General features: G+C 60.4%; 30 protein-coding genes. 11 read left to right on the top strand and 19 right to left on the bottom strand.

The annotated features are described in order from the left end of the window. The first annotated feature begins 10 nt into the window (after positions 1–10). The 3 genes from EDE05_RS05585 (at position 11) to EDE05_RS05575 (ending at position 2896) form a co-directional block, all read left to right on the top strand. Positions 11–1333: a cytochrome b N-terminal domain-containing protein gene (locus EDE05_RS05585; RefSeq protein WP_105370288.1), complete on the top strand. Its 1323-nt coding sequence runs from the start codon at positions 11–13 to the stop codon at positions 1331–1333. 28 nt (positions 1334–1361) lie between these two features. Beyond that, complete coding sequence (locus tag EDE05_RS05580) at positions 1362–2246, top strand: cytochrome c1 (protein WP_105370287.1); 885 nt, start codon at positions 1362–1364, stop codon at positions 2244–2246. Positions 2247–2359: 113 nt separating this feature from the next. Further along, on the top strand, positions 2360–2896 hold the full coding sequence (locus tag EDE05_RS05575; RefSeq protein ID WP_132409051.1) for an adenine phosphoribosyltransferase: 537 nt from the start codon (positions 2360–2362) through the stop codon (positions 2894–2896). Positions 2897–2921: 25 nt separating this feature from the next. On the opposite strand, the gene EDE05_RS05570 is transcribed toward EDE05_RS05575, so the two are convergent. Genes EDE05_RS05570 through ychF form a run of 3 tightly spaced genes read right to left on the bottom strand, consistent with a single transcriptional unit; the run spans position 2922 to position 4981 of the window. Continuing rightward, positions 2922–3389, bottom strand: a complete 468-nt coding sequence (locus tag EDE05_RS05570; protein WP_132409049.1) for a MaoC family dehydratase — start codon at positions 3387–3389, stop codon at positions 2922–2924. Further along, complete coding sequence (locus EDE05_RS05565) at positions 3386–3856, bottom strand: MaoC family dehydratase (protein WP_105370285.1); 471 nt, start codon at positions 3854–3856, stop codon at positions 3386–3388. Before EDE05_RS05565 ends, EDE05_RS05570 begins: the two co-directional genes overlap by 4 nt. 21 nt (positions 3857–3877) lie before the next feature. Continuing rightward, positions 3878–4981 carry a redox-regulated ATPase YchF gene (gene ychF / locus EDE05_RS05560; RefSeq protein ID WP_105370284.1) on the bottom strand — a complete coding sequence of 368 codons (1104 nt, stop codon included), beginning with the start codon at positions 4979–4981 and terminating at the stop codon, positions 3878–3880. A gap of 161 nt (positions 4982–5142) precedes the next feature. Here ychF and EDE05_RS05555 point away from each other — a divergent pair, with 161 nt between their 5' ends. The 3 genes from EDE05_RS05555 to clpS all read left to right on the top strand — a co-directional run bounded on the left by EDE05_RS05555 (position 5143) and on the right by clpS (position 6228). Beyond that, positions 5143–5433 carry an AbrB/MazE/SpoVT family DNA-binding domain-containing protein gene (locus tag EDE05_RS05555; protein WP_112800942.1) on the top strand — a complete coding sequence of 97 codons (291 nt, stop codon included), beginning with the start codon at positions 5143–5145 and terminating at the stop codon, positions 5431–5433. Continuing rightward, on the top strand, positions 5420–5824 hold the full coding sequence (locus EDE05_RS05550; RefSeq protein ID WP_105370282.1) for a type II toxin-antitoxin system VapC family toxin: 405 nt from the start codon (positions 5420–5422) through the stop codon (positions 5822–5824). The genes EDE05_RS05555 and EDE05_RS05550 overlap by 14 nt, the downstream gene beginning before the upstream one ends. A 95-nt stretch (positions 5825–5919) precedes the next feature. Then, the gene (gene clpS, locus EDE05_RS05545; RefSeq protein WP_105370281.1) at positions 5920–6228 is read left to right on the top strand and encodes an ATP-dependent Clp protease adapter ClpS; all 309 of its coding nucleotides are present in this window, start codon (positions 5920–5922) and stop codon (positions 6226–6228) included. A gap of 3 nt (positions 6229–6231) precedes the next feature. On the opposite strand, the gene prmB is transcribed toward clpS, so the two are convergent. The 5 genes from prmB to EDE05_RS05520 form a co-directional block, all read right to left on the bottom strand. Further along, on the bottom strand, positions 6232–7170 hold the full coding sequence (prmB, locus tag EDE05_RS05540) for a 50S ribosomal protein L3 N(5)-glutamine methyltransferase (protein ID WP_105370280.1): 939 nt from the start codon (positions 7168–7170) through the stop codon (positions 6232–6234). A 50-nt stretch (positions 7171–7220) separates the two neighbouring features. After that, complete coding sequence (pth, locus tag EDE05_RS05535; protein ID WP_132409047.1) at positions 7221–7949, bottom strand: aminoacyl-tRNA hydrolase; 729 nt, start codon at positions 7947–7949, stop codon at positions 7221–7223. Between the two features lie 79 nt (positions 7950–8028). After that, positions 8029–8754: a transporter substrate-binding domain-containing protein gene (locus EDE05_RS05530; RefSeq protein WP_105370278.1), complete on the bottom strand. Its 726-nt coding sequence runs from the start codon at positions 8752–8754 to the stop codon at positions 8029–8031. A 65-nt stretch (positions 8755–8819) separates the two neighbouring features. Then, a complete protein-coding gene (locus EDE05_RS05525) occupies positions 8820–11198 on the bottom strand; it encodes an EAL domain-containing protein (protein ID WP_132409045.1) in 2379 nt (792 codons plus the stop codon). 209 nt (positions 11199–11407) lie between these two features. Continuing rightward, on the bottom strand, positions 11408–12016 hold the full coding sequence (locus EDE05_RS05520) for a 50S ribosomal protein L25/general stress protein Ctc (RefSeq protein WP_105370276.1): 609 nt from the start codon (positions 12014–12016) through the stop codon (positions 11408–11410). Between the two features lie 242 nt (positions 12017–12258). On the opposite strand from EDE05_RS05520, the gene EDE05_RS05515 reads away from it, so the two are divergent. After that, the gene (locus EDE05_RS05515) at positions 12259–13704 is read left to right on the top strand and encodes a hypothetical protein (protein WP_132409043.1); all 1446 of its coding nucleotides are present in this window, start codon (positions 12259–12261) and stop codon (positions 13702–13704) included. A gap of 37 nt (positions 13705–13741) precedes the next feature. On the opposite strand, the gene EDE05_RS05510 is transcribed toward EDE05_RS05515, so the two are convergent. The 8 genes from EDE05_RS05510 to lgt form a co-directional block, all read right to left on the bottom strand. Then, positions 13742–13999 carry a hypothetical protein gene (locus tag EDE05_RS05510; RefSeq protein ID WP_105370274.1) on the bottom strand — a complete coding sequence of 86 codons (258 nt, stop codon included), beginning with the start codon at positions 13997–13999 and terminating at the stop codon, positions 13742–13744. Between the two features lie 109 nt (positions 14000–14108). Next, a complete protein-coding gene (locus tag EDE05_RS05505; RefSeq protein WP_132409041.1) occupies positions 14109–14597 on the bottom strand; it encodes a Kazal-type serine protease inhibitor domain-containing protein in 489 nt (162 codons plus the stop codon). 60 nt (positions 14598–14657) lie between these two features. Continuing rightward, a complete protein-coding gene (locus EDE05_RS05500; RefSeq protein WP_105370272.1) occupies positions 14658–15590 on the bottom strand; it encodes a ribose-phosphate pyrophosphokinase in 933 nt (310 codons plus the stop codon). A gap of 129 nt (positions 15591–15719) precedes the next feature. After that, positions 15720–16487 carry a hypothetical protein gene (locus EDE05_RS05495; protein WP_132409039.1) on the bottom strand — a complete coding sequence of 256 codons (768 nt, stop codon included), beginning with the start codon at positions 16485–16487 and terminating at the stop codon, positions 15720–15722. 83 nt (positions 16488–16570) lie between these two features. After that, on the bottom strand, positions 16571–17722 hold the full coding sequence (locus EDE05_RS05490; RefSeq protein ID WP_132409037.1) for a Xaa-Pro peptidase family protein: 1152 nt from the start codon (positions 17720–17722) through the stop codon (positions 16571–16573). Position 17723: 1 nt separating this feature from the next. Further along, a complete protein-coding gene (gene pgeF / locus EDE05_RS05485; RefSeq protein WP_105370269.1) occupies positions 17724–18518 on the bottom strand; it encodes a peptidoglycan editing factor PgeF in 795 nt (264 codons plus the stop codon). Positions 18519–18621: 103 nt separating this feature from the next. Next, a complete protein-coding gene (locus tag EDE05_RS05480) occupies positions 18622–19722 on the bottom strand; it encodes a class I SAM-dependent methyltransferase (protein WP_105370268.1) in 1101 nt (366 codons plus the stop codon). 16 nt (positions 19723–19738) lie between these two features. Then, the gene (lgt, locus tag EDE05_RS05475) at positions 19739–20569 is read right to left on the bottom strand and encodes a prolipoprotein diacylglyceryl transferase (RefSeq protein ID WP_105370368.1); all 831 of its coding nucleotides are present in this window, start codon (positions 20567–20569) and stop codon (positions 19739–19741) included. Between the two features lie 219 nt (positions 20570–20788). Between lgt and EDE05_RS05470 the strand changes: the two genes are divergently transcribed. The 4 genes from EDE05_RS05470 (at position 20789) to EDE05_RS05455 (ending at position 23503) form a co-directional block, all read left to right on the top strand. After that, positions 20789–21043, top strand: a complete 255-nt coding sequence (locus EDE05_RS05470; protein ID WP_105370367.1) for an accessory factor UbiK family protein — start codon at positions 20789–20791, stop codon at positions 21041–21043. Positions 21044–21833: 790 nt separating this feature from the next. After that, positions 21834–22334, top strand: a complete 501-nt coding sequence (locus EDE05_RS05465; protein WP_112800964.1) for a YbjN domain-containing protein — start codon at positions 21834–21836, stop codon at positions 22332–22334. Beyond that, a complete protein-coding gene (proC, locus tag EDE05_RS05460) occupies positions 22334–23152 on the top strand; it encodes a pyrroline-5-carboxylate reductase (RefSeq protein ID WP_132409035.1) in 819 nt (272 codons plus the stop codon). Before EDE05_RS05465 ends, proC begins: the two co-directional genes overlap by 1 nt. 9 nt (positions 23153–23161) lie before the next feature. Further along, positions 23162–23503, top strand: coding sequence for a tRNA-binding protein (locus EDE05_RS05455; RefSeq protein ID WP_132409033.1), 342 nt, complete (start codon positions 23162–23164; stop codon positions 23501–23503). 12 nt (positions 23504–23515) lie between these two features. Here EDE05_RS05455 and EDE05_RS05450 read toward each other — a convergent pair whose 3' ends face one another. Genes EDE05_RS05450 through EDE05_RS05440 form a run of 3 tightly spaced genes read right to left on the bottom strand, consistent with a single transcriptional unit; the run spans position 23516 to position 26216 of the window. After that, positions 23516–24097 (bottom strand): DUF1349 domain-containing protein, encoded by a 582-nt coding sequence (locus EDE05_RS05450; RefSeq protein WP_132409031.1) that lies wholly within the window; start codon positions 24095–24097, stop codon positions 23516–23518. An 11-nt stretch (positions 24098–24108) separates the two neighbouring features. Beyond that, on the bottom strand, positions 24109–25488 hold the full coding sequence (locus EDE05_RS05445) for an ATP-binding protein (RefSeq protein ID WP_132409029.1): 1380 nt from the start codon (positions 25486–25488) through the stop codon (positions 24109–24111). A gap of 29 nt (positions 25489–25517) precedes the next feature. Next, positions 25518–26216: a response regulator transcription factor gene (locus tag EDE05_RS05440; protein WP_112801295.1), complete on the bottom strand. Its 699-nt coding sequence runs from the start codon at positions 26214–26216 to the stop codon at positions 25518–25520. Positions 26217–26219: the final 3 nt, after the last annotated feature.

Raw genomic sequence — 26219 nt, 5'->3', positions numbered from 1 at the left:
ATAAATACTTATGAGCGGTCATTCCACATACCAGCCATCGACCGGCATCGAAAAGTGGATCGATTCGCGGCTTCCGCTGCCGCGCATGATCCATGACAGTTTCGTTTCCTACCCCGTTCCCCGCAATCTCAATTACGCATATACCTTCGGTGCCATGCTGTCGGTCATGCTGATCGTGCAGATCCTGACGGGCGTTGTGCTTGCGATGCACTATGCCGCAGCGACTGGCGTCGCCTTCGACAGCGTCGAAAAGATCATGCGCGACGTGAACCACGGCTGGCTCCTGCGCTATATGCACGCGAACGGCGCGTCGTTCTTCTTCATCGCCGTCTATCTGCATATCGCCCGCGGCCTCTACTACGGTTCCTACAAGGCGCCGCGCGAAATCCTCTGGATCCTCGGCGTCGTCATCTACCTCCTGATGATGGCCACCGGCTTCATGGGCTATGTGCTTCCGTGGGGTCAGATGTCCTTCTGGGGCGCAACCGTCATCACCGGCTTCTTCTCGGCCTTCCCGCTGGTCGGCGAGTGGATCCAGCAGTTCCTGCTCGGCGGTTTCGCCGTCGACCAGCCGACGCTCAACCGCTTCTTCTCTCTGCATTACCTGCTGCCCTTCATGATCGCCGGCGTCGTCGTCCTGCACGTCTGGGCGCTGCATGTCACCGGCCAGACGAACCCGACCGGCGTCGAAGTGAAGACCAAGACGGATACCGTCGCCTTCACCCCCTATGCGACGCTCAAGGACGCGCTCGGCGTATCGGTCTTCCTGATCGTCTATGCCTGGTTCATCTTCTACATGCCGAACTATCTCGGTCATCCGGACAACTACATTCCGGCTGACCCGTTGAAGACGCCTGCTCACATCGTTCCGGAATGGTATTACCTGCCGTTCTACGCGATGCTGCGCGCCATCACCTTCAATGTCGGCCCGATCGACTCCAAGCTCGGCGGCGTTCTGGTGATGTTCGGTTCGATCATCATCCTGTTCTTCCTGCCCTGGCTCGACACGTCAAAGGTCCGCTCCGCCGTCTACCGCCCCTGGTACAAGCTGTTTTTCTGGCTCTTCGTGGTCGATGCGATCATGCTCGGCTGGCTCGGCGCCATGCCCGCAGAAGGCGGCGGACTGCTGGCGCTGCTGTTCAAGGGCGAACTTGCGGGCAACTACGTCGGTTATTCCCAGCTCGGCACGCTCTACTACTTCGGCTTCTTCCTGGTCATCATGCCGTTGCTCGGCCTGTTCGAGACGCCGCGGCGCATTCCAAACTCCATCACGGAAGCCGTTCTCGAAAAGAACGGTAAATCCGCCGCAGCCGCTGCCACAGCCCGCGCCTGACAGTACGCGACCGAGAGGGATTAAAAAAATGAAAAAGCTTGTTGCAAGCCTCGTGTCGCTGGCCTTTCTGGCAGGGTTCGGCGCCGCTTCGGCGGTCGCTCAGGACGATCACGCTGCAGCACCTGCCGGCGGAGAGCACGCGGAAGGCGGCACGCCGCATTATCCGATCCAGCATCCGAAGCAGGTTGACTGGAGCTTTGCCGGTCCGTTCGGCCACTATGACAGGGGCCAGCTTCAGCGCGGCCTGAAGGTCTATACGGAAGTCTGTTCCGCCTGCCATTCCATGAAGCTGGTGTCCTTCCGCACGCTGGAAGACCTCGGTTATTCGGAAGCGCAGGTCAAAGCCTTCGCGGCGAACTACGAGGTTCAGGACGGCCCGAACGACGATGGCGAGATGTTTGCGCGCAAGGCCGTGCCGTCGGACTATTTCCCGTCGCCGTTCCCGAACGTGCAGGCCGCTGCCGCTGCCAACAACGGTGCGGCTCCTCCGGATTTCTCGCTGATCGCCAAGGCGCGCGGCGTCACCCGCGGCTTCCCGCAATTCGTCTTCGATATCTTCAGGCAGTATCAGGAAGGCGGACCGGACTATATTTATTCGCTGCTCACCGGTTATCAGGAGCCGCCTGCCGGTATGGAAGTCCCGGAAGGCACGCACTACAATCCTTATTTCGTTGCGTCCGCATCTCTTGCCATGGCTCCGCCGCTTAGCGCGGATCAGGTGACCTATGACGATGGGGCTCCGCAGACGGTCGATCAGTATGCCAAGGACGTTTCTGCCTTCCTGATGTGGGCTGCAGAGCCGCATCTGGAAGAGCGCAAGCGCACCGGCTTCATGGTCATGGTCTTCCTGGTGATCTTCACCGGCCTGATCTACCTGACGAAGAAGTCGGTCTACGCCAACAAGGAACACTGAGGCTTTCGCCTCGCATGAAAAAGCCGGCAGCGATGCCGGCTTTTTTGTTGGGAGAGAGTTGCCGACTTGATAGGCTAGCCTCCCGCCATCTGCCATTTTTCTCTCGGGGTCTCATGTCCAAATCCGATCTCTCCGCCGCAATCCGTTCCATCCGGGACTATCCGAAGCCTGGCATCATCTTTCGCGACATCACCACGCTGCTCGGCGACGCGGCCGCTTTCCGGCAGGCTGTGGACGAATTGGTGCGGCCTTATGTGGGCCTGGGTGTCGACAAGATCGCCGGCATCGAGGCGCGGGGCTTTATCCTCGGCGGCGCGCTCGCGCACCAGCTCTCGGCTGGCTTCGTGCCGATCCGCAAGAAAGGCAAACTTCCGCATGACACGGTGCGCATCGCCTACAGCCTGGAATATGGCGTCGACGAAATGGAGATGCATGCGGACGCGGTGAAGCCCGGCGAGAAGGTGATCCTGACGGACGACCTGATTGCGACCGGCGGCACTGCCGAGGGCGCTGTGAAGCTGCTGCGGCAGCTGGGCGCCGAGATCGTCTCGGCCTGCTTCGTGATCGACCTGCCGGACCTCGGCGGCCGCAAGAAGCTCGAAACGCTCGGCGTCGAGGTCAGGACATTGGTGGAGTTCGCAGGCCATTAGGGAGGAGGGCGAACGCCAGCCCGGCCTACGCAAACTCGAGAACAGTGCCTTCGTAGCGCATCACCACGTCGCCGTGCTGGTTTACGCCGTCGTTGATGGTCATGTTGATAAAGGTGCCGGAGCGCGAGGTGAGAGGGCGGCTTTCGGTGAGCTGGACGGAATAGGTGATAGTGTCGCCCGCATAAACCGGCTTCAGCCACTGAAGCTTCTTGAATCCGGCGGAGGGACCGAGCTTCGGAGCGATGAGACCTTCGCTCTCAAGGCGCGCGACCTCTTTCGTCCAATAGGCAATGTAGGTCTTCATCCAGCCGGCGCAGGTGTGCCAGCCGGAGGCGCAAAGGGCGCCGAAGACATAGTCCTTCGCCGCTTCCGCATCCACGTGAAAGGGCTGCGGATCGAACTTTTTCGCGAAACGGATGATATCCTCGGTGGTGAAAAGCAGGGTGCCGGTGACCACTTTGCGGCCCGGCGGGGAGAGTTCGATCAGCCTCATGCGGCGTCCTCGCGGGCCGCGCGCAAGCGCATCATGATGGGGTTTTCCCCGCGCATGACGATCTCGCCACGCTGGTTCTCCACCTGATGAAGGAACCTCACGAGGCCAATACCGGGGCGCGAGCGCAGGGGGCGAGACTCCAGAACGGTGGACCTGCCGGAAAGCGTATCGCCGGCAAGCACCGGCTTCTTCCATTCCATGAATTCGATGCCGGGAGAGCCTTCAGACGAGGAACGCGACAGCCAGCCGTCGAACATCATCCGCATGAATACACTGGCCGTGTGCCAGCCGGAGGCCGATAGCCCGCCGAGAATGCTGGCCCTGCCGGCTTCCTCCGACAGGTGCATGGGCTGCGGATCGAACTCCCCGGCGAATTCGATGATTTCGCCGGCCGTCACCAGTTTCGACGCGAGGGGAAAAACCCGCCCGGCCGTAAAGTCCTCGAAATAGAATTCGTTTCCCGCCATGAGGCCCTCCCGCCCTCGATATCAGGTGTTGAAGCGGAAGTGGATGACGTCGCCGTCATTGACGACATATTCCTTGCCTTCGTCACGCCCCTTGCCGGCTTCCTTGGCCCCGACTTCACCCTTGAAGTTGATGTAATCGTCGTAGGAGATCGTGAACGCACGGATGAAGCCGCGTTCGAAGTCGGTGTGGATGACGCCGGCGGCTTGCGGCGCCTTGGTGCCGCGCACGATCGTCCAGGCGCGTGTTTCCTTGGGGCCGACGGTGAAATAGGTGATCAGGTCCAGCAGATGGTAACCGGCGCGGATCAGCCGGTCCAGGCCTGCTTCTTCAAGCCCGAGCGCGGAGAGAAATTCCTTGGCCTCCTCTTCCGGAAGTTGCGCCACTTCGGACTCGATCGCGGCCGAGATGACGACGCATTCGGCGCCCTGTTCCTTGGCCATCGCCGCGACGGCCTCGGTGTGCTTGTTGCCGGTCGATGCATCGGCCTCCGCGACGTTGCAGACGTAGAGAACCGGGTGCGAGGTCAGAAGGTTGAGGCCCTTCAGGATCTCGATCTCTTCGGGCGCCAGCGTCTTCAAAAGCAGCCGGGCCGGCTTGCCGTCGTTCAGGAGCTTGATCACCGCTTCCATCACCGGCAGCTGCGCGATCGAATCCTTGTCCTTGCCGGTCGCCCGCTTGCGGGTCTGCTCGACACGGCGTTCCAGGCTTTCCAGATCGGCGAGCATTAGCTCGGTCTCGATGGTGTCGGCGTCACCGACCGGATCGATGCGGCCTTCGACATGGGTGATGTCGTCATCCTCGAAGCAGCGCAGCACATGCACGACCGCGTCGACTTCGCGGATGTTGGCCAGGAACTTGTTGCCGAGGCCTTCACCCTTCGACGCGCCGCGCACCAGGCCGGCGATATCCACGAAGGAGATGCGCGTCGGGATGATTTCCTTGGAGCCGGCGATTGCCGCAAGCTTCTGCATGCGGGGATCGGGAACGGCCACTTCGCCCGTGTTCGGTTCGATCGTGCAGAAGGGATAATTGGCGGCCTGCGCTGCCGCCGTCTTGGTGAGTGCGTTGAAGAGGGTGGACTTGCCGACATTCGGCAGGCCCACGATACCGCATTTAAAACCCATGGGTCCGGACCCTATATCGCTAGAAATTTCGTTGCTGTGGCTATGGGGGAAACTGTCCTGACGGTCAAGGCTTGGTCGGGACACTGCAAGGCGAAAGGGCCAGAGCGGTTGCCTTGCGGGCAGGGCCATTTGATCTTATTTTAACGGAGAAGGAGTCGGCAATGACCGTTTTCACAGTGACGAAAGAGGGCGAGGTAACGCTCACTCAGGATGTCCTGAAGCGTCTCGGGATGCGGCCGGGCGACCAGGTTGCCGTGGTGGAACGCGCCGACGGAACGCTCGAACTGTCAGCCCTGAAAACCACCGGTAAGGATGTCGTCAAAGCTAAGAAGACAGGCGGACTCGAAGCATTTTTCGGAAGCCTCAAGAATAAGCACAACGTTCACTTGACCATCGAGGAAATCAACGAAGAGATCGCGAAGGCCTGGGCGGGCGAAAATGATCATCGCTGATACGAACCTGCTCCTACGGGCGGTGCTCGATGACGATGTATGGCAGTCCCACCTGGCAAGACGTTATCTTGCCGAGCTTGATGCAATCGCGTTGCCGCTCCCGGCGATTTGCGAATTTGTCTGGGTCCTTTCGCGAAGCTATAAGCTTGATGCACCCGATATAGCATTGTCACTGCGTAAGCTTGTCGATGATCCAAGGATCTCCTGCAATCGCGACGCCGTTGAGGCCGGCCTCGCCTTTCTTGATGCCGGCGGAGATTTCGCTGACGGCGTGATCGAATTCGAAGGTCGACGAGTAGGTGGTGATACGTTTGTGAGTTTCGACAAGCGTGCGGTCGCTATCATCCGCGCAAAAGGCCGCGACTGCCTGTTGCTTTCCGATGCAGGCTGACCTGCCGTTCACCAACCGGTTGCTTGAAATATGGCGGTTGCGGTGCGATATAGCCGGCATGTCTCCCGATAGGATTGCATCGTCAGGAGAGGCCGATGGCCGAGGACACTACCCTAAAACCGAAAACGACCACAAAGCCCAAAGTCGAGCGGCCGAAGCTCTACAAGGTGATACTCGTCAATGACGACTATACGCCGCGCGAATTCGTCATCATGGTGCTGAAGGCCGTCTTCCGCATGAGCGAGGAGACCGGTTATCGGGTCATGTTGACGGCGCATCGCATGGGCACATGCGTGGTCGTGGTCTGCGCCAAGGATATCGCCGAGACCAAAGCCAAGGAGGCCGTGGATCTCGCCAAGGATGCGGGTTATCCGCTGATGTTCACGACGGAACCCGAGGAATAGGGCTTATTCCCCGGCTTGGACGCCCAGTGCTTCGGCGCTGACCCAGAAGACGGCATCCTGGGATTCCGCCGTTTCCAGCCACAGCAGTTCGAGATCCGGAAATTCCTCTTCAAGGATCTCCCGCCCCGAGCCGATCTCGCAAAGCATGCCACCGCCCGGGTTGAGGTGCTTTGGCGCTTCGGCAAGCAGCTGCCGGACGATATCGAGCCCGTCTTCACCCCCATCGAAAGCCATGGCGGGTTCGGCGCGGAACTCGTCTGGAAAGCCTTCCATTGCCTCATGATCCACATAAGGCGGATTGGTGATGATCAGATCGTATTTCTTCTTGCCCAGTGGCGCGAACAAGTCCCCTTCATAAAGGCTGACCTGGCCCTCGACCCCGTGCTCCGTGACATTGAGTTTCGCGACTTCCAGCGCATCGGGAGAGAGGTCGACAGCGTCGACTTCCGCATTGGGAAAGAACTTGGCCGCCAGAATGGCAAGGCATCCGGAACCGGTGCAGATGTCGACCGCGCTTTCCACGCTGAGGGGATCCGGGAGGAAGGACGAGCCTTCCCCGCTCAGGTATTCGGAGAACAGGATTTCGCCGATATGCGAGCGCGGCACGATGACCCGCTCGTCCACGTGGAAACGCACGCCCTGAATATAAGCATGGCCGGTAATGTACGACGTTGGTTTGCGGGTTGTGACGCGCGCCTCGATCCGCTCGGCGAGGAGACGGCGTTCAGCCGGCAGCAGGCGCGCATCGAGAAACGGATCGAGCGCGTCGATCGGCAGGTCGAGCGAATCGAGGATAAGAAACGCGGCGTCGTCACCCGCCGTCGTCGTGCCGTGCCCGAAGCTCAGGTTGGCCGCGTTGAAGCGGGAGATGGCGTAGCGCCAGTAGTCGCGAAGCGTGAAGAGCTCGCCGGTGACGTCGCTCGGGTTGGTAGCCTTGTTCATTCCAGATTTTCCGATTGTATCTGTTTTCTCGGGAAGCAGCCGGAGCCGTCTCACTTACCCTTGTCGCCGAACATCTTCTTCAGGATCTCGGCCATCGGGCCGCTAGTCGGGATATTCGCCTTGGCGCCGCCGCGGGCCTGATGAATATGCGATTTGCCGGCCAGCTTCGGTTGCGTGGCCTTCTCGGCCTTCGGCTTCTCGTCGTCCGGTTTGCTGCCGATGGCAAGCGCCAGCTTATTCATCAGCTGCGAATCCTCGGCCTTCACCAGCATCTCGGCATTGTCTGCGATCGCGTCGAGGAGAGGCGAAAGCCAGGACTGATCGGCCTTGGCGAAATCGCCGAGCACGTGATTGTGCACCAGTTCCTTGACGCCGGGGTGGCCGATGCCGAGGCGCAGGCGCCGATAGTCCTTGCCGCAATGGGCGTCGAGAGACTTGATGCCGTTGTGGCCCCCGTGGCCGCCGCCTGTCTTGATGCGGGCCTTGCCGGCGGGCAGGTCGAGTTCGTCATAGATCGCGACGACGTTTTCCGGGCCGAGTTTATAGAAACGCATCGCTTCGCCGACGGCTTCGCCGGAGAGGTTCATGAAGGTCTGCGGCTTCAGCAGCAGCACCTTTTCGCCGGCGAGTTCGCCTTCGGAGATTTCTGCCTTGAATTTCTTCGACCACGTGGAAAAGCCGGGCCGCCGCTGGATCGCGTCGACCGCCATGAAGCCGATATTGTGCCGGTTGCCCGCATATTTGGAACCGGGGTTGCCGAGACCCGCAATGATAAGCATGAAGAAATCCGTCCTTCGCTGATGGTCTTCACCAACGCGAAACGCCGGCAATGTCAACCGGTTTCATTGTCGAGCAGTGCTACTTGGGCTGGTTGATGCCGTAACGGTTGAAGATGGCGGTCTGAACGCCGTCCTTGATGAGCCTGTCGAGATTGGCCTGCATCGTCGTGATCAGCTCATCGGGCGTGGCCCTGTTGCAGGCAATGCCGAGATCCTGCTCTGAAAACACAAACACTTTCTCGACTGCGGTTCCGGCCGCTCTAAGCTTTTCGTAGGCGCCTTCCGACATGGGCATCATCTCGATGCGGTCCTCAAGCAATTTGCGAAGCGTCGTATCGAAGTCGGAACTGAGGTCGATCTTCGGGAAGCCGAAGCTCCTTAGAAGACCTTCGGTATAATCGGCACGATGGGTGCCGACCGTATAGTGCTTGGCTTCGTCCATTGTGGTCGCCGAAACTTTCGAGCTGCCGTGCCGGACCAGAATATTGCGGTCAATGAAAAGCGGAACCACCCACTTAAACCGGGCCTCGCGCTCCGCTGTTCGGGCTGCCGCGAAGATACAGTGGTCGGCTTGCGTTTCCGCCATGGCGATCGCTCGGGCCCAGGGCAGGATTTCCAGTGTGTATGGAACCTGGGTCTCCCGCATGATGATCTCGATCTGGTCGATGCCGGCGCCGCGATATTTGCCCCCCGGTTCCTGATAGCTGAAGGGCGGGTAGGATTCGGTCATGAAGACAACGGGGGTCTGGGCAGCGATACCAGACGCGAAACTGAAACTGGCGAGAAGCAGTAATGCCCTTTTCATCTGTTCCCCTCCAAACGAGCACGTTGTCTTCCTGACTCAGCATGTCGTCCGGCGGAGACGATGCTCTAACTCGCCATGGACCTCACTTCGGCCTGCCGGGCAGATAGGGCCGAGACCAGTTCGGAAATTTCGCGGGGCCTCGAGAAGAGATAGCCCTGAGCGTAGTCGATGCCCATCTGGCGGAGCAGCGCGCGCTGATCTTCCGTTTCAACGCCCTCGGCGACGACCTTGCAATTCATCTTATGGGAAATCGCGCTTATCCCTTCGACCAGCATCCGATTCTTGGTGGAGATATCGCCGGCCTGTTCCGTCAGCGAGCGAATGAAGGACTGGTCGATCTTGACGATATCGACCGGGAAACGGCTCATATAGCTGAGCGAAGAATAACCTGTTCCGAAGTCGTCGAGTGCGATGCGGCATCCGAGAGTGTGAAGATCGTTGAGGATGGTGCGGATCTCGGGATTGTCATGCATCAGCACTGCTTCGGTGATCTCGATGACGAGGCGGGAAGGTTCAATGCCGTGACGGCCGATCAGTCCGGCAAGGCGGGCGAGCAGGCCGGGCTCGAACTGCAGCGGCGAAAAATTGACGGCGACATAGGTTTCTTCCATCCCGGGCAGGTGCGAAACCCGGGCAAGGTTGGCCATCGCCTCTTCCAGGATGAGGTTGCCGATCTGGCCGATGGTCCCGGTTTCCTCGGCGACGCTGATAATGCCTGCCGGCGACAGCAAACCTTTGCGCGGATGACGCATGCGCATCAGCGCTTCGAAGCCCGATGGCATGTCCGTGTCGATGTCGACGATCGGCTGGAAATGTGCCTCGAACCAGTTGGCGGCAATGCCGGCTTCGATATCGCTTTCGATCTCGGCCCTTTCCCGTGTCTGGTCCAGAATGGCCGGATCATAGACCTGCGACCCATTCTTGCCGTCGCGTTTGCGGGCATACATGGCCATATCGGATTTCTGCAGGAGTTCTGCGGCGCTGGCGGCATGGGTGGGATAAAAGGCGAGACCGATGCTGGCGCTGAGCCGGACGCCGGTGCCGTGCGCGCAGAACGGCACCTCGAACATGTCGACGATCGTCTGGGCCAGGTCGATCGCGCGATGCTGGGCGTCGGCGCCAGCAATCAGGATTGCGAACTCGTCGCCCCCGAGACGCGATGCGCTGTCGTTCTCGTGCAGCATCGGTTTTGTTCGTTCGACAAACTGGCACAGGATGGCATCCCCGGCGGCATGGCCGAGATTGTCGTTAATCGCCTTGAATCGGTCGAGATCAACGAAAAGGCACGCGACTTCGGTTTCTGCCTCATCCGCCTCGGCAATCTTCCGGTCGAGCATCGCCTCGAAGCCCTGGCGGTTCAATAGCCCGGTCAGGTGATCGGATATGGCCTGCTGGTGATTGCGCAGTTCCGATTGCTTCAGCTCGGTGACATCGGTCATGACGCTGAGCGATCCGGGAATGCTGCCGCTTGCGGCACTCAATTCGGTTTCGACGATCAGAACGTCGATCATGCGGCCATCGGCACAAAGGAAGCGGACCGTCACCTCGATCACCGGACCGCTCGATTTTCCCTGTACCTTGCGCTCGTGGTAGATCTCCCTGTCTGCGGGAGCCACGAGATCGGCAAAGGGACGATTGATCACATCGTCGCGGCGATAACCGGTGGCAAGCAGCCAATAGTCGCTGACGGCAGCTATCTGGTCGCTGCGGTCAAGCGAGAACAACATGGCCGGAGTGAGATTGTAGATCTCCGTCGTCTGCTGATGTGCCCGTTTCAGTTCCCGTTCCTCGCGTTCGAGGAGGCTCTGCATCTCGTTGAAGCTTTTGGCCAGCCGGCCCATCTCGTCATTGGAGCGCCAGTCGACGTGGTGGCGCGAGCCGAGGCGGCGGGTTGCCTCGATAGCGGCCGTCAGCCGCATCAGCGGCTTGATCACCATCACGCGGTTGCCGAGGATGGCGGCTCCAAAAACGGTCAGGATGGCGATGATGAAGATGGAAATGAAGGCCATTTCCATCTCGTGCAGGGCGGAAAACCATCCTAGCTTTGGCACGTAGACGGTGATGCTGCCGACATTGCGCATTCCCTGCTGGGATTTGTAGAAGATCGGCTCGGAGATCGATTGCAGCCCGCGGAAATCAACCGGGTTGACATCCACCTCTGCAATATTGAGCTTGCCGGTGTTGTCGTTGATCTGCACGCCGAAAATGGCGGAGTCTGCGATGAGTACGGAGGCGATTTGGCGGATGCTGTCGGTGTCCAGGTCCCAAAGCGGCTTCCCAAGCGCCTGGGAGTTGGTGATCAGCATGACATTGACATGCTCACCCTGGTTCTTGGCTGCCTGTTGCGAAGAGAGCGCCAGAAACAGCGTGAAAAGCGGAGCGACGACGACCAGCAGGGCGCCAGAAATGATCGCGATGAAACGACTCTCCACAGAACGAGTCATTCGTCTTTCCCGCACTTATCCTCCGGTGATGCCGGATTGTTCCCTTATCCTCAAACTCAGTTCATGCTTTCACGCATTGATTAAACTTCACTGAACCGGGCTGGCGAGATTTGTCCGGTTGTAGAACCGTAGTAAAGAAGTTGTATATTCTGCAATAAAAAACCCGCCTTCGGACGAAGGCGGGTTCTTTTGTTGGATTGTCTGCTTCGTTATTCGGAAGCAGGCGCTTCTTCTGCAGCTTCTTCGACGCCGCCAGCCGGGGCAACGATCGTGGCGATGGTGAAGTCGCGGTCAGCGATGACCGGACGAACGCCCTTCGGCAGCTTTACCGCGGAGATGTGGAGGCTGTCGCCGATCTTGGCGCCAGCCAGATCGACCGTGATGAATTCCGGAATGTCGTTGGCCGGGCAGTAAAGCTCGACTTCGTGACGAACGACGTTCAGGACGCCGCCGATCTTGACTGCCGACTTCTCTTCGTTGACGAAGTGAACCGGAACTTCGACCGAAACCTCGGTGTCGCCGGAAACGCGCAGGAAATCGACATGCATGGTGAAGTCACGGACCGGATCCAGCTGGTAATCCTTCGGGAGAACCTGGATCTTCTGGCCTTCGACTTCGATGGTTGCGACGGTGGTCATGAAACCGCCGGCGTGGATGCGCTTCGTCACTTCGTTGGTCGAGAGTGCGATCGCGAGGGGGGCCTGCTTGTCACCATAGATGACAGCGGGAATCAAACCGTTGCGGCGAAGTTCACGGGAGGACCCCTTACCTACCCGTTCGCGCGCCTCGGCCTTGAGCTCGTATGATGCGTGGCTCATGGCATATCCTTTCGAGGTTGTCTGGAGAGTTTTTCCCGGCGAGGTCGCCGCGTCAAACCGAAGGGCATCGTCCGATGCGCTTCATCCGCGTTGCCTCCAAGGGTGTCTGCGCGGACGGGCGGGCTATAATACAAAGGCGCCGGAAGCGCAAGTATTGCGGTCGCTTAACAATACCGAGCTTGACTTCTCTTCTACCTTATCCAAATTCACGCCTCGGTCAACGAGGGAAGGGGCCTCAGGAAATGCGTCGGATATGGATTGCAGCGAGCGTAGCGGCAGTGTCTTTTGTGCAGCCGCTTGCAGCAGCAGAAATCAACGATCAGGGTGCTCGCAAACTTCGCGACGACCTCAGCCATTATTTGCCCGAGGAGGTGCGGAACGGCGGGTTTCTGACAGTTATCCCTTCCGGAGAGCGCTACGAAATCAAATACGATTTCGCCAAGCTTCTCGGCGATATCGGGAGTGGAGACTTTTCCATATCCGGCCTGACACCTTTCTCCGTTTTTGCGGCGCCGGTGAACGGCGGGCTGTGGAAGCTCAACAGCGACAGCGACCTGAACGTCTCCATTCAGGGCAAGATGCCGGACGGCAAGTCCACCGATCTCACCTATTCGGTGACCGATGCGGTCTTTTCGGGCATTTTCGATCCCGCGATCAGCTATCTTCGTTCGGGCGAGATGACATCCGGGCCGATCCGTATCGTATCCAAGACCGGAGCCGAAGAGCTTGAGGCGAGCTTTGCCGCCATGAATTATTCCCTCACGTCGACCGGGGCTGCGATAGCTGGCGCCACCGATTTCCGGGGCAAGGGGGCATTTTCGAGATTCTACGAGCGGGTTACCACCGCCGAGAACCCGCCAATACAGATCCGTGCCGAGAGCCTCGACTTCGACGTTGGTGTCGAGGGCGTCGTGCCGGAAAAGATCCGAAATCTCGTTTCGTTCGGGCTTGAACTCGTCAAGAATGAAAAACCCTCGCAGGCCGAGCTCGCTGAGCTGAAGAAACTGATCCGTGGCGCGATGCCCTTCTTCAGTTCGCTGTCGGAAAAAATCACCTTCAACCGTTTCGTGGTGGCCAGCCAGATCGGCGATTTCGAACTGGGTAAACTGGATTATACGCTTGCCATGACGGAACCTTCCGAGGCGACGCGAATCGGCTTCGGCATTGGGGTGGAGAACATTTCCGCTCCGCCCGGCCTCATCCCAGAGCTTTATGCGCAGTTGGTGCCTGAAATTGCCGAGATACAGATGGGAATCACCGATCTCAACTTCACCCGCTTTGTCGACACCCTTATGGAAATCGACCTCTCGACCTCCGGCCCCTTGCCCGAGGCGCAAAGCGCACGTCTTGGCGAAGCCTTCCTTCCGGACGGCCAGATCAAGATCGACTTTCCGAAGGTCGTTGCGAAATCCCCACTCTATGACGTCGAGGCTTCCGGAGCGATGAGCGGTTACCCGGACCAGAAGGATCGCTACACGCTCGAGACTTCGATTTTTGCCCGGGACGTGGATAAGCTCATCCAGTACTTCCAACAGGCCGCCAAGGCTGACCCGCAATTCAACCAGGTCTCTTTCGCGGTGATGATGGCAAAGGGAATGGCAAAGACCGAGGCCGACGGTCGCCTGCGCTGGGACATCAAATTCGAAGATGGCAAAAGCCTCACCGTCAACGGGCAGGTACTCCAGTAGGCGGGCTTGGTAGCGCTTGCTAACCTGAGGCTGCGGGTCAGCGGCGAGGCTCGCCGCCTGGTGCATAGATCGTTTTCTGCTCGAAGCGGAACTTGTGTCCGCACTGGCCGCAACGCAGCATGTATTTGCGAGGGTCGGTCGACGGGAATTCGGTGAAGAAGCCGCGCGGTAGTTCGTCGATCCGGAAGTCGCGATTGTTCTGCCGCTTGTCGTCGGTCTCGGATACCTCGGCAAAGCCGGTATTCCCACATTGGGAACATTCGAGTTTTCGGGAATAGCGGTCGCGTGCTGCCATGCGGAATCTCCTGCGTCTGGTCCTTACCTAGTCAAAGCAGCCCGGCAAAGCAAAACACCAGGACGGTTGCCCTGGTGTTTTGCAAGGAAACCTCGTCGTGCCCGCCGGCTCAGCGACGGCATTCTCCCGGCGTGACCGATCGGAAGCCGGCATTCGAGGCCTCGCAGGCATTCGGGAAGGTTTGCCGGGTTGGGCCAAGCTGCCCGCAGACGGGCCGGTATTCCCGGGTGCAGGCGCCGCCTTGATCGGGGCGCTCGGGCCTATCCCAATCCGGACGAGACGGCCTGTCCCAATCGGGCCTGCCGGGACGATCGTCCCAGTCGGGCCGGTCCGGGCGACGCGAGCACTCGCCGGTGCCGACGATCCGAAAGCCGCGCTCGCGCGCCTGGCAGGCATTGCCGAAGGTTTCCAGTCGCCCGCCGCGCTCGCCGCAGACCGGCCGATATTCCATCGTGCACATCTGCGGCCGCGGTTCGGGCCAGGGGCGTGGAGGCGGATTATAACCGCCCGGACCAGGCCCGTCTTCGACACAGCTCGAAAGCACGGGAAGAAGAAGGGCAAGAGCCCATGTCTTCGATCGTCCGGAAAAGCCGTTCATCGCGAATCTCTCCTCGTTGTTGGTACGAGGACCTTATCGAAATACCTGCAGTTGAAAAGCTCAGTCGAACAGGCTGGAGACCGATGATTCCATCGCCGTGCGGTTGATGGCCTCGCCAAGCAGATTGGCGGTGGTGATCACCCGGATATTGGGGGCCGACTGCACGGCCGTGGTCGGCTGGATGGAATCGGTGATGACAAGTTCGCGCAGCTTGGATGTCGCGATGCGCGTGACGGCGCCGCCGGAGAGGACGCCGTGGGTGATGTAGGCGGTGACGCTTGTCGCCCCGTTCTTCAGCAGCGCTTCCGCCGCGTTGCAGAGCGTTCCGCCGGAATCGACGATGTCGTCGATGAGAAGGCAATCCTTGCCATGGACATCGCCGATGACGTTCATGACTTCGGATTCGCCCGCTCGTTCGCGGCGCTTGTCGACGATGGCGAGCTGACAGTCGATACGTTTGGCAAGCGACCTGGCGCGGACGACGCCGCCGACATCAGGCGAAACGACCATCACATTGTTGAGGTCGTAATGCTCCTTGACGTCGCGGGCGAGGATCGGCACCGCATAAAGATTGTCGGTCGGAATATCGAAAAAGCCCTGGATCTGGCCGGCATGCAGATCAAGCGTCAATACGCGGTCTGCCCCGGCTTCGGTGATCAGGTTGGCGACGAGCTTTGCCGAAATTGGAGTTCGAGGACCCGCCTTGCGATCCTGGCGCGCATAACCGAAATAGGGAAGCACTGCGGTGATGCGCCGGGCGGAGGAGCGCCGGAACGCATCGATCATGATCAGCAGTTCCATCAGGTTGTCGTTGGTCGGAAAGGACGTCGACTGGATGACGAACACGTCTTCCCCGCGCACATTTTCCTGAATTTCAACGAAGATTTCCTGGTCTGCAAATCGCCTTACGCTGGCTTTTCCGACTGGTACATTAAGATAGCTGCAGATCGCGTCGGCGAGATGCCGGTTCGAATTGCCTGCGAAAACCTTCATTGCGGTCCGCCTGTTTTGAAGCTGGATGCGGGCCTTTTACCGCCGCCGCCTTCGAATGCAATAGCGTTTTGCGCCTCATCATGGATTTTTGTGAAGAAACCATGACCAGTGTCTTTTTGGGCGCTGCCGTTATCCGCTTCGCGACCGGCGCCAGCTCAGATAGTCCTGAATGGTTTTTGCGGCGATTGCCTCCATCGTGGAGGCGGGGACTGCGGCCCACGGGTCCGAACCTTTGGCCGGAATGTTCTCCTGTCCCTGCATGCGGTGCAGGCGCGCACCGGAACCATCGAGAATGTCCCACACATAGATGATCGTCACCTTGCCGCTGTCGGCGAAAGCGGAGAAATAGCCTTTCAGGATGTGTTCCGTGCTCGTATCGCCGGACGGCCGTATCGTCAGCCCGCCCGCGCGGGCCTGCGCACCCAGCTGACGCGACAGCGGCGTGACCGCCTGCACCGGTGCGCCGATAATCGGCAGGAAGCGGATCGTCCCGGTTGAGGGACCGGATGACGGCAGCGATGCGCCCTGTTGAGGAGAAGGTTGTCCGGTCGCCGCGGATTGCTGGGTCTGCCGCGGTTGCGCTCCCTGGTCCTGCCATTGCGGAGGAGGGCCTGAGGACGCGGGTGACACGGCGTTTCCAGATTCCAATGCGCGCGCCTGCGCTTCCAGCGTGTTCTGAGGCCCGGATTGATAGACACCCCGCCCGCCGCCGCCGCTGAACGTCTCCGGCTGCGAAGATCGGGCCATGCGGTCGGTGTCGCCTTGCGTCACCGGCGTTGATGTCCGCGCATTTGCGCCCGCGACCTCCGCCTGCGGCGTCAACGCTTCCGTCGTGTTGCAGGATGAGAGGGCGAGCGCGACAAGCAAGGCGGAAAACAGTCCTCCGTAAAGCCGCATGCCCGCCCTCCTGCCAAAGATTCCCTAGGCCCGAAGCTTATGGTTCCTTCGGGAACTGTCAATCCGCAGATGAGAGACTGGAATCAGCGCAAAATAAGGTCGAGATCGTGGCGCGAAAGCGGCTGCGGATCTGATTCCGTCGTCAGATAGGTATGGCCGAGCGTCATTGCTGCGCCGCTGTCGGAATCCATGATGATCATATGAATGAAAAGCGTCATGCCGGGCAGAATTTCCTGCGGGTTGCCCACGTGGAACATCTGGTGCTCCATCCAGGAAGGGGAGAAGCGGGCGCCGAGCGAATAACCGCAGGCGTTCAGACGATGACGCGACAGGCCGCGTTCGTCCAGGATACGCGCGTGGGTATCGAAGACGTCGCCGAAAACGTGACCGGGCCGCAGCACACCTTCGATCGCCTGGATGGTCTCGTGACAAGCCTTGAAAAGTTCCTGGTGGCGCATGGAAGGTTCGCCGATCAGGACCGTACGCATCATTGCCGCATGGTAATGGGCTGCAGCGCCGGCCCATTCGAGCGTCAACTGGTCGGTGGCATCCAGACGGCGGCGTCCGGCCTTGTAGCGGCAGAGCAGGGCATCGGCGCCGGAGCCGATGATGAATTCGTTGGCCGGATAGTCCCCGCCGCCCAGGAAGACCGCGCCCTGCATGGCCGCCAGGATTTCCGCCTCGTCGCCGCCGGCCTTGATCAAGGGCAGCGCTGCATCGAGCGCGTCATCGGCCAGTTCGGCCGCGCGCTTCGCATAGGCTATTTCGGCAGCGCTCTTCACCAGACGCAAGCCGCTCACGAGGTAGGACGCGTCACTGATCTGTCCGAAAGTGGAGAGCTGATTGTCGAGCAGGCGCGCGACCCGCCCGGTCATGCCATGCGTGTCATATTCGACGCCGATCCGGGCGCCGAGGAGATCCATGTCGCTCAACAGGTTCTTGAGGTCGAGCGTGGGATCGGCATTGGCACGATCCACCCAGACGACGATGTTGTCGATCGTCGAGGTGTGACGCGCCTGGCGCAGGTCCGCCGAGCGCGTGAGCAGCGTCATGGTTCCGTCCGCCTTGACGATCAGCGTCTGAAAAAAGCAGTAGCCGAATGTGTCGTAGCCGGTCAGCCAGTACATGCTCTCCTGTGCGAAGAGCAGGAGAGCATCGAGCTTCTCGGTTTTCATCCTCTCCGTGAGCCGCGCGAGGCGATCGGCATATTCGCTCCTCTCGAAATGCAGGGCCATGTCAATTCTCCCGAATAGCAATTGCTGAAATCTGGCGGCCGTAATCCGGCTCCTGGGCGTGCGTGGTGCGGCGATAGGAGAAGAATCTCCCGGCATCCGGATAGGTATCCAGTCCGAGATTTTCGGCCTGGATGCCGGCCGCGGCCAGCCGCCTCATCGTCAGCGCCGGCAGGTCGAACATAAAATGTTCCGGTTTTGCCGACGGGGTGAAAAAGATCTCATAGGAAGGGTCGACGGCCAAAAACCGGTCGATGAATTCCGGACCGACCTCATAACTTTGCGGGCCGATCGACGGTCCTAATACGGCGGCAATCTTTTCGCGGGCTGCACCGAGCGAAACCATGGCTTCGACCGTGTTTTCGAGAACGCCTCCGAGTGCCCCTTTCCAGCCGGCATGTGCCGCCCCGACCACGCCGTTTTCGGCATCTGCAAAGAGTATCGGGCCGCAGTCGGCGGAAAGGACACCCAGCACCACGCCGGAAACGCTGGTCACCATGGCGTCGGCTTGGGGGCGCTCGCCCGAATAGGTTGCGTCGACGACAAACACGTCCGGAGAATGCACCTGGTGAACGGTCGCGAGCTTTTCGACCGGGAGGCCGAACCAGGAAGCCACGCGGGCCCGGTTCTCCATGACCTTCTGGCGATCGTCGCCAGACCCGATGCCGACGTTGAGACCGGCATACAATCCTTCCGAAACGCCGCCCTGGCGGGTGAAAAAACCATGTTGGATGGCGGCGCCGCCTCTTTCGTTCAGTGAAGGGCTTTCAATCGGCGTCGGCAAGGGTCTGTCCTGCATCGGCGTTGTTTATCCCATTGATTTTCAAGGAGTTTTACGCAAGCGTTTAAGATTGATCGCCGCTTCGATTTAGGGCGAGAGTGGCGTAAGGGAAGGGCGGATGTCAATCCACCGGACGGAAGGGCATCAAATTGAGAGCGGGGCTGGACACGGCAATCACCTTGAAGAGTTCGCCCATCTTGCCGGCACCTTCGCCGGCCAGCCGGTCGACGGCAGCGGCGATCAGACGCTGCTCGGGGGGCTCCTTGTCTTTGGCGAGCGCGGTTGCGCGTTCTGCCAGGCCAAGGCCGAACAGAAAGTCGCCCTGGCGGAGGCCGCCGTTGAGATGCACGCCCATCGAAACCGCGACCTTGGCGAGGTCCTCGAAATCCACATGGCTCGTCAGGTCGGCCTCGCCGGGATGAGCCAGCGGCGGGTCGAAGTCGTGGTTGCGGACCGCCTGAAGCGTATCGCCGAAGCCAGTGACCGTGTGGCCGTAGTCGATAACCAGCGCTGTTCCGCCGAAGGTTTTGAGCCGGTCGCACAGCGTCTGCATCACAGCCTGCCTGGCGGGCGCCACTTCGAAGACGGTGCCGTCCGGAATGGAGCCTGGTGGCGAGGGCAGCAGGCTCGGATCAAGCGTCGCCACGCCTGCAGCAAAGGTCAGTTCGTCATTCGCCCCGAGCCCCACGAGGCGCTCCCGGAAGCCCGTGGGCGTCTTCACGAACTGGCGGATCGGAATTGCGTCGAAGAGCTCGTTCGCCGCAATCAGGGTAAAACCTTCCGGCACTTCCTCGAAGGCATCATGCCAGGAGATCTTGGTGGAATAGGCCTCCAGCGTTACCCGCTGAACGCCGCGCAGCCTTTCGCTGGTCTCGACCAGATGGACATGCAGCCCCTCGAAGAGCGGCGGCGCAATGCGCTTTATGACCCGCAGCATGTCGGTCATCATCGTGCCTCGGCCAGGCCCGATCTCCACCAGCTGAACCGCACCGGGCGTGCCGTGACGTTGCCAGGCATGCACCATGAAGATGCCGATCATCTCGCCGAAGAGCTGGCTGATCTCGGGCGCTGTGATGAAATCGCCATGGCGGCCGAACGGTTCGCGCGTCCGGTAATAGCCGTAGTCGGGATCGGCAAGGCAGAGCGCGAAATAATCCGTCACGCTGATCGGGCCGTTGGTCCGGATCAGGTTCTTGATCTTGTCGGCGAGAGGGGTGCTCACGTGGCCGTGCCTCCGCTCAGGGCTGCGCCGATGCCGAAGCCGACGCCGCGGCACGGGCCCGAAGGATGGCCCAGAGACCCACGGCGATCATCGGCAGGGAAAGAACCATACCCATGGTAAGCCAATCGGTGTCAAGCAGGTAGCCGAGCTGCGCGTCCGGTTCGCGGAAGAACTCCACGAAAATGCGGCATAGCGCGTAACCGACGACGAAGGTTCCGGCGATCACCCCCGGCGCTTTCAGCGCCTTGAACCGGAAGATCATCAGGACGAGGACGAGCAGCAGGACTACGCCCTCGAGGCCGGCCTCGTAAAGCTGGCTCGGATGCCGCGCGAAGGGTCCGCCGGTCGGGAAAACCACCGCCCAAGGCGCATTGCTCAGGCGGCCCCAAAGCTCACCGTTGATGAAGTTCGCGATACGGCCGAAGAACAGGCCGAACGGAACGACGGCGGCGACCGTATCGAACATGCTCCAGACCGGGATGTCGTTCCTGCGCGCGAAAAGGATCATCGCCAGTGTGGCTCCCAGGAAGCCGCCGTGGAACGACATTCCGCCGTTCCAGATCTCGACGGCCCGAAGCGGATTGGCCGCAACCATCGGGAAGTCGTAAAACAGAATATAGCCGATCCGCCCGCCAAGCACGATGCCGGCGGCGACCCAGACCAGAAAATCGTCGAGATGGGCGGCAGTGATCGGCGGCCGGTCGTTTTTCCAGAGGGAAGCGTTTGCGGCAAGCCGGCGGGCATAGAGCCAGCCGAGCAGGATGCCGGCAACATAGGCAAGCCCATACCAGTGAACGGCCAAAGGGCCGACGGAGAACGCCACCGGATCGATGTTCGGGAACGGCATAAGGGCGAAAAGATGAAGGCCGTCGTGCAATCTACAGGGTTCCCTACTAACCGTATCGCCGCGGAACATGGCGTTGCGGCCATCGGCGGTCAAGGCGAATCTCAGCTGGCGCCCATGCTAACAGTGGATGATGCTTGCAAGCCGGCCGTTCAGGCCCTACTTCAGATCAAGGACATTGCCGAGCGATCAGCCGGCCAGACGATATGGGAGTTCAGAACCATGGCAACCGGAACGAACCGCATTCTCGACGATTTTGCCCGGCTGATGACGGATGCCGCCGGCGCCGCGCAAGGCGTGCGCAAGGAGGTTGAAACTGCGTTTCACGCTCAGGCCGAGCGGTTTCTCAACAATATGGACGTGGTCAAGCGCGAGGAATTTGAAGCCGTCCGCGAGATGGCCGCGAGAGCCCGCGACGAGAACGAAGCGCTGAGGGCCCGCATTGAAGCGTTGGAAGCGAAGCTTTCAGGGCAGTAAGGAAATTGCTCCCGGCCTGCCGGTCGGGGATAATTCAACTGCGGTCAAAAAGATTCCTCCAGCTTCATCAACGCCGCTCCGACATTTTTTCCTCCTCGGATCCTCGTCCTCCGGAACCTGGGCCATAATCCCCGGGTCATCGGATGGGAACCGGGTTCGCGAGCCGGCTGCCTCCTCGGGTTCGCAAGAGCTTGGTTTCCGGTGACGGCCGCTGCCGGACGATCGAAAGGGGGCTGGGAAACCCCCTTAAGATCCAGGGCATGGTCGGGGCAGGCGGAAAGCCTGATGCCTAAAACCTGCTGATACCCTCCGTCTGCCCCATTCCCTTCCAACCGTGCCCGATGAACCGTCGGCGCTGCTATGGGTGTTCCTCTTCAAATGCGGCCTGTTTCCCGGATCGGTCCGGGACGGCTGGCGTCGCGATTGCCGCGCGGGGCCGATTGACGACACAGGCGGCAGAGCTGCTTCGCTCCAAAAAAATGGCGCCCTGTGGACACTGCCAAAAAAGCCAGCGTCCAGAGTCAGTTATGACTCCCTTCTGATCTCCGACACGAAGATGTTTCCACGGTTGATTGATCAAAATGGAGGGAAAGGGGCTGGCAGCCGGACTCCGTGTAGGTACACTGATTTTAAAGGATGATTCGAAACGGCTTGGTAAGCTCCAGACAGGGTGACTGCGTTATTCTGGCAGGCGTCGGGCGATCGTCCAAAATGTTGTTCCCGGTCATTGTTCGCGTGTTTTGGCGTATCTCGCACGAATCCGCATTCATTCCGGTCAAGAAGGTGCCGCATGAGCCTTATGGAAATGGAAATCGAACGCCAGTCGAATCCGGTCGACATGATCGAGTTCGTTGCAGCTTCGAACGATTGGACGTTCGAACGGTCCGGCGAGGACGAAATCGCCATGACCGTGGAGGGCCGCTGGACTGACTACCATGTTTCCTTCTCCTGGATGGAGGAGTTCGAAGCGCTGCACCTGGCCTGCGCCTTCGACATCAAGATCCCCGACATGCGGGTCAACGAGGTGATCCGCCTGCTCTCCCATGTCAACGGACAGGTGCTGATGGGGCATTTCGATCTGTGGCGTCAGGAGGATGTGATCATCTTCCGCCAGTCACTGCTGCTTGCCGGCGGCGCGGAGCCCAACAACCAGCAGGTCGAAGTTCTGCTTTCCAGCGCGCTCGAAGCCTGCGAGGCTTACTATCAGGCCTTCCAGTTCGTCGTCTGGTCCGGCATGGAAGCGAAGGCGGCCATGGATGCCGTTCTGTTCGAAACCGTGGGTGAAGCCTGATGGCCTTGGCGCAGATGGGTTCGATCGTCCTCATCGGCGCCGGCAATATGGGCGGTGCCATGCTTTCCGGCTGGCTGAAGAACGGCGTGCCGGGATCTTCCGTGACTGTCATCGACCCGTCGCCCTCGGAAGCGATGAAGCTTACGATTGCCGAGGCCGGCGCCCGTCATTTTGCGGCGCCTACAAATGAGCTTGCAGCCGATATTCTCTTTCTCGCGGTCAAGCCGCAGTTGATGGATGCGGTGCTGCCGCCGCTGAAGCCAATGGTCGGCGCCGGCACCGTCGTCGTGTCAGTCGCTGCCGGCAAGACGCTTTCCTATCTGCAAGGTTATCTCGGCGACGCCGCCATGGTGCGGGCGATGCCGAATACGCCCGCCATGATCGGCAGGGGGGTGACAGGCGCCTATGCCAATCCCAAGGTCACCGAGGCGCAACGGGAAGCAGTCCAGGCGCTTCTCAAGGTCAGCGGCCCGGTGGAATGGGTGGCGAGCGAAGCCGACATCGATGCCGTCACCGCCGTTTCCGGCAGCGGTCCGGCCTATGTGTTTTATCTCGTCGAGTGCATGGCGGAAGCGGGCCGGAAAGCCGGCCTGCCGGCGGACCTCGCCATGCGGCTTGCGCGGGAAACTGTCTCGGGGGCTGGTGAGCTCCTTCACCAGTCCCCCGATGACGCCTCGAAGCTTCGTCAGAACGTCACCTCTCCAGGTGGAACGACCGCGGCTGCGCTCTCCGTGCTGATGGCTGAGGACGGCATGCAGCCGCTGTTCGACAGGGCGATCGCCGCCGCTCGCAAGCGGGCCGAAGAGCTTGGAAGCTGAGCGACGCCGATGGCCGAACAGATCACCTATGGCGATTTCGAGAGAGTCGATATCCGCGTCGGCACGATTGTCGAGGTTGAACCGTTCCCGGAAGCGCGCAAACCGGCATTCAAGCTGAAGATTGACTTTGGCCCCGAAATCGGCATCAAGAAATCCTCGGCGCAGATCACGGTGCATTATACGCCGGAGACGCTTGTCGGCCGGCAGGTGCTGGGGGTCGTCAATTTCCCGCCGAGGCAGATCGGTCCTTTCCGCTCGGAGGTGCTCACCCTCGGCTTTGAGGACGAAAACGGCGCGATCGTGCTCGCCGCCGTGGAGCAGCCGGTGCCGAACGGCAAAAAGCTGATGTAGGCTTTCTCGGTATCAGTGGATATTGCGGCTCTTGACTTCGGTCAGGCTGAAGGATCGGAATTCCACCTCAAAACCTTGCCGCTGCGGTGAGCAGAACATCATGCCGACGGAAAGCTCGCTGAACTCCGGCGGGAAATAGGCGAGCCGCGCCATGCGCCAATCCGGCCGGGTATCGGGGCGATACTGGATGAAGAGGGCGTCGCCCATGCGGGTGACCCTCACGAACATCTCGCTGAAATCCTCTGTCAGGCGGAACGCCGACCAATCCGAGTGACCATTGGTGACGACGACGCTGAAATGGCGGGCTCCGTCGGTGAATTCGATGCCGCATTTCATCCAGTGCGTTTCGTCGTGGCGGATCATCAGCCCGGCCTGATCGTAAAGCGTTTCGTAATGGCCAACGAAGGACGTTTCGGCAGTGAAGTCGCCGGACCGGCGCTGGTGGAGAAAATGGCCATTGTCGCGATGAAAACCGTAATAGGTGCCCTGCCAGAAATCGGTATCCTTGCCGGAGCGGACGACCAGCCGGTCACGGTCGAGACGGCTTTCGGTCGGTGGGTTCAACCATTGCATTTCGGAAAGGTCGAAGGACATTTTTTCTCGCTTTAGGCCGGTATTCGGACGACGGCCCGCAGGCCGCCTCTGGGACTGTCGGCGAGCGTTACATTGCCGCCGTGGGCACGGGCGACGTCGCGGGCGATGGCGAGCCCGAGGCCTGTCCCGGACGCGTTCAGATTGCGAGCCTCGTCAAGCCGGTAGAACGGCTTGAACACATCCTCTCGCGCTTCGACGGGGATGCCGGGGCCGTCGTCGTCGAGCGTCAGCGTCAGCCATTTTGCGCTGTGCCGGGCATCGATATGCAGAGTGCTCGCATACCGCTCCGCGTTGGAAACAAGATTGCTGAGAAGCCGGGTAAAGGCGTTCGGACGGACGGCGATTTCGTCTTCACCGTCGATCTCGTAGGTCATCGTCTTGCCGCGAATGGAAAAATCGCAGCGCAATTTTTCAAGCAATTCACTAAGGCGTAGTTCGCCGAAATCCTCCTCCGCCTCACCCTTGGCAAAGGCGAGATAACCTTCCAGCATCGACTGCATGTCGTCGACATCCTGGCCCATGCCGGCAAGCTCCGGCTTGTCGCCGGCCAGCGCGAGTTGCAGCTTGAAGCGCGTCAATATGGTCCTGAGGTCGTGGCTGATGCCGGCGAGCATCGCAGTGCGCTGCTCCATCTGGCGCTCGATGCGTTCGCGCATCTGGATGAAGGCGAGGCCGGCGCGGCGAATTTCGTCGGCGCCGCGCGGCGAAAATCCCTCGGTCTTCTGTCCCTTGCCGAAGCTTTCGGCCGCCTGTGCGAGCGCCAGGATCGGCCGGATCTGGCCGCGCAGGAAGAGAATGGAAATGACCGCCAGCACGAAGGCCGTGCCGACCATCCAGACAAGAAAGATATGGGTGTTCGACGCATAGGTCGAGCCGCGGCGGGTGAATACTCTCAACACCCGGTCGTCGAACTTGATGCGGATCTCGACGAGCCGGCTGTCTCCCACCGTGTCGATCCAGAAGGGCATCTGGATCTGGCGGGTGATCTGTTCGGCCAGAATATCATCGAGGATCGAGAAGAAGGGGCGCGGGCGGGGCGGCGGCAGCTGGCCGTTTTCCTCGACGGCGACGGTGAGGTTCAATGCGTCGTCGGCGATGCGGGTGATCGCATCGTAATTTCCATCCTGCGGATAGCTCTTGATGACCTCGATGATGCCGGCGATGTCGCGGACCGTGCCCTCGGAAAGGCGCTCGGTAACCATGCGCCAGTGCCTCTCCATGAAGACGGCGGCAACGACCGTCTGCAAAAGCAGCATGGGCAGGATGACGATCAGCAGCGAACGGGTATAGAGGCCGGTCGGCAGGCGGCGGCGCAGCCATCGCGCGAACGGTCGCCAGCCGGGGATGACGAACCGGTCCATGTCGCGTTTGAGGGTGTCAAAAAAAGCCATCCGCCTTCCGCTGTGTCCGCTTTGTCGGACTAATCGATACTCAGTCGGTATCCGATGCCGCGCACCGTCTGAAGATAAACGGGGTTGGCCGGATCTTCCTCGATCTTACGCCGCAAACGGTTGATCTGCACGTCAATCGTGCGTTCGCCGACCTCCGCATCGTCGCCGATCAGCTCGTGGCGGGGAATGGTGTCGCCCGCCCGCAGCGCGAAAAGCAGCATGATTTCCTGTTCCCGGTCGGTCAGCCTGATGGTTTCCGCCGCCCTGCGCAACTCCTTGCGCGGGATCGAGAATGTGAACGGCCCGAACATGATCTGCTCGATCTTCGGCGTATCGGGCGAGGAACTGCGGCGCAGGATGTTGTTGATGCGCAGCACCAGTTCGCGCGGGTCGAAGGGCTTGGCCAGATAATCGTCGGCGCCCGCTTCGAGACCCTCGATGCGCGACTGGGCCTCGGCGCGCGCCGTCAGCAGGATCACCGGAATGGTCTTCTTCTGATAAAGCGACTGCGTGAGCGAAAGGCCGGATTCCCCGGGCATCATCACATCGAGGATGATCAGGTCGAAATGCAGGCCTTCCAGCTTGCGGCGTGCTTCGGCAGCATCGCCTGCGACAGTAACCCGAAAGCCCTGTTCCATGAGGTAGCGATTCAGCAGATCGCGGATACGGGTATCGTCATCGACCACGAGGAGATGGGGGGCGTCGTCAGAAGGGGGCGTTTTCGTCATTTG

It is taken from the genome of Neorhizobium sp. R1-B (genome assembly GCF_004368875.1).
Lineage (GTDB): Bacteria > Pseudomonadota > Alphaproteobacteria > Rhizobiales > Rhizobiaceae > Neorhizobium > Neorhizobium huautlense.
The sequence above is the reverse complement of the archived record's forward strand: the minus strand, read 5'-3'. Positions and strand labels throughout refer to the sequence as shown.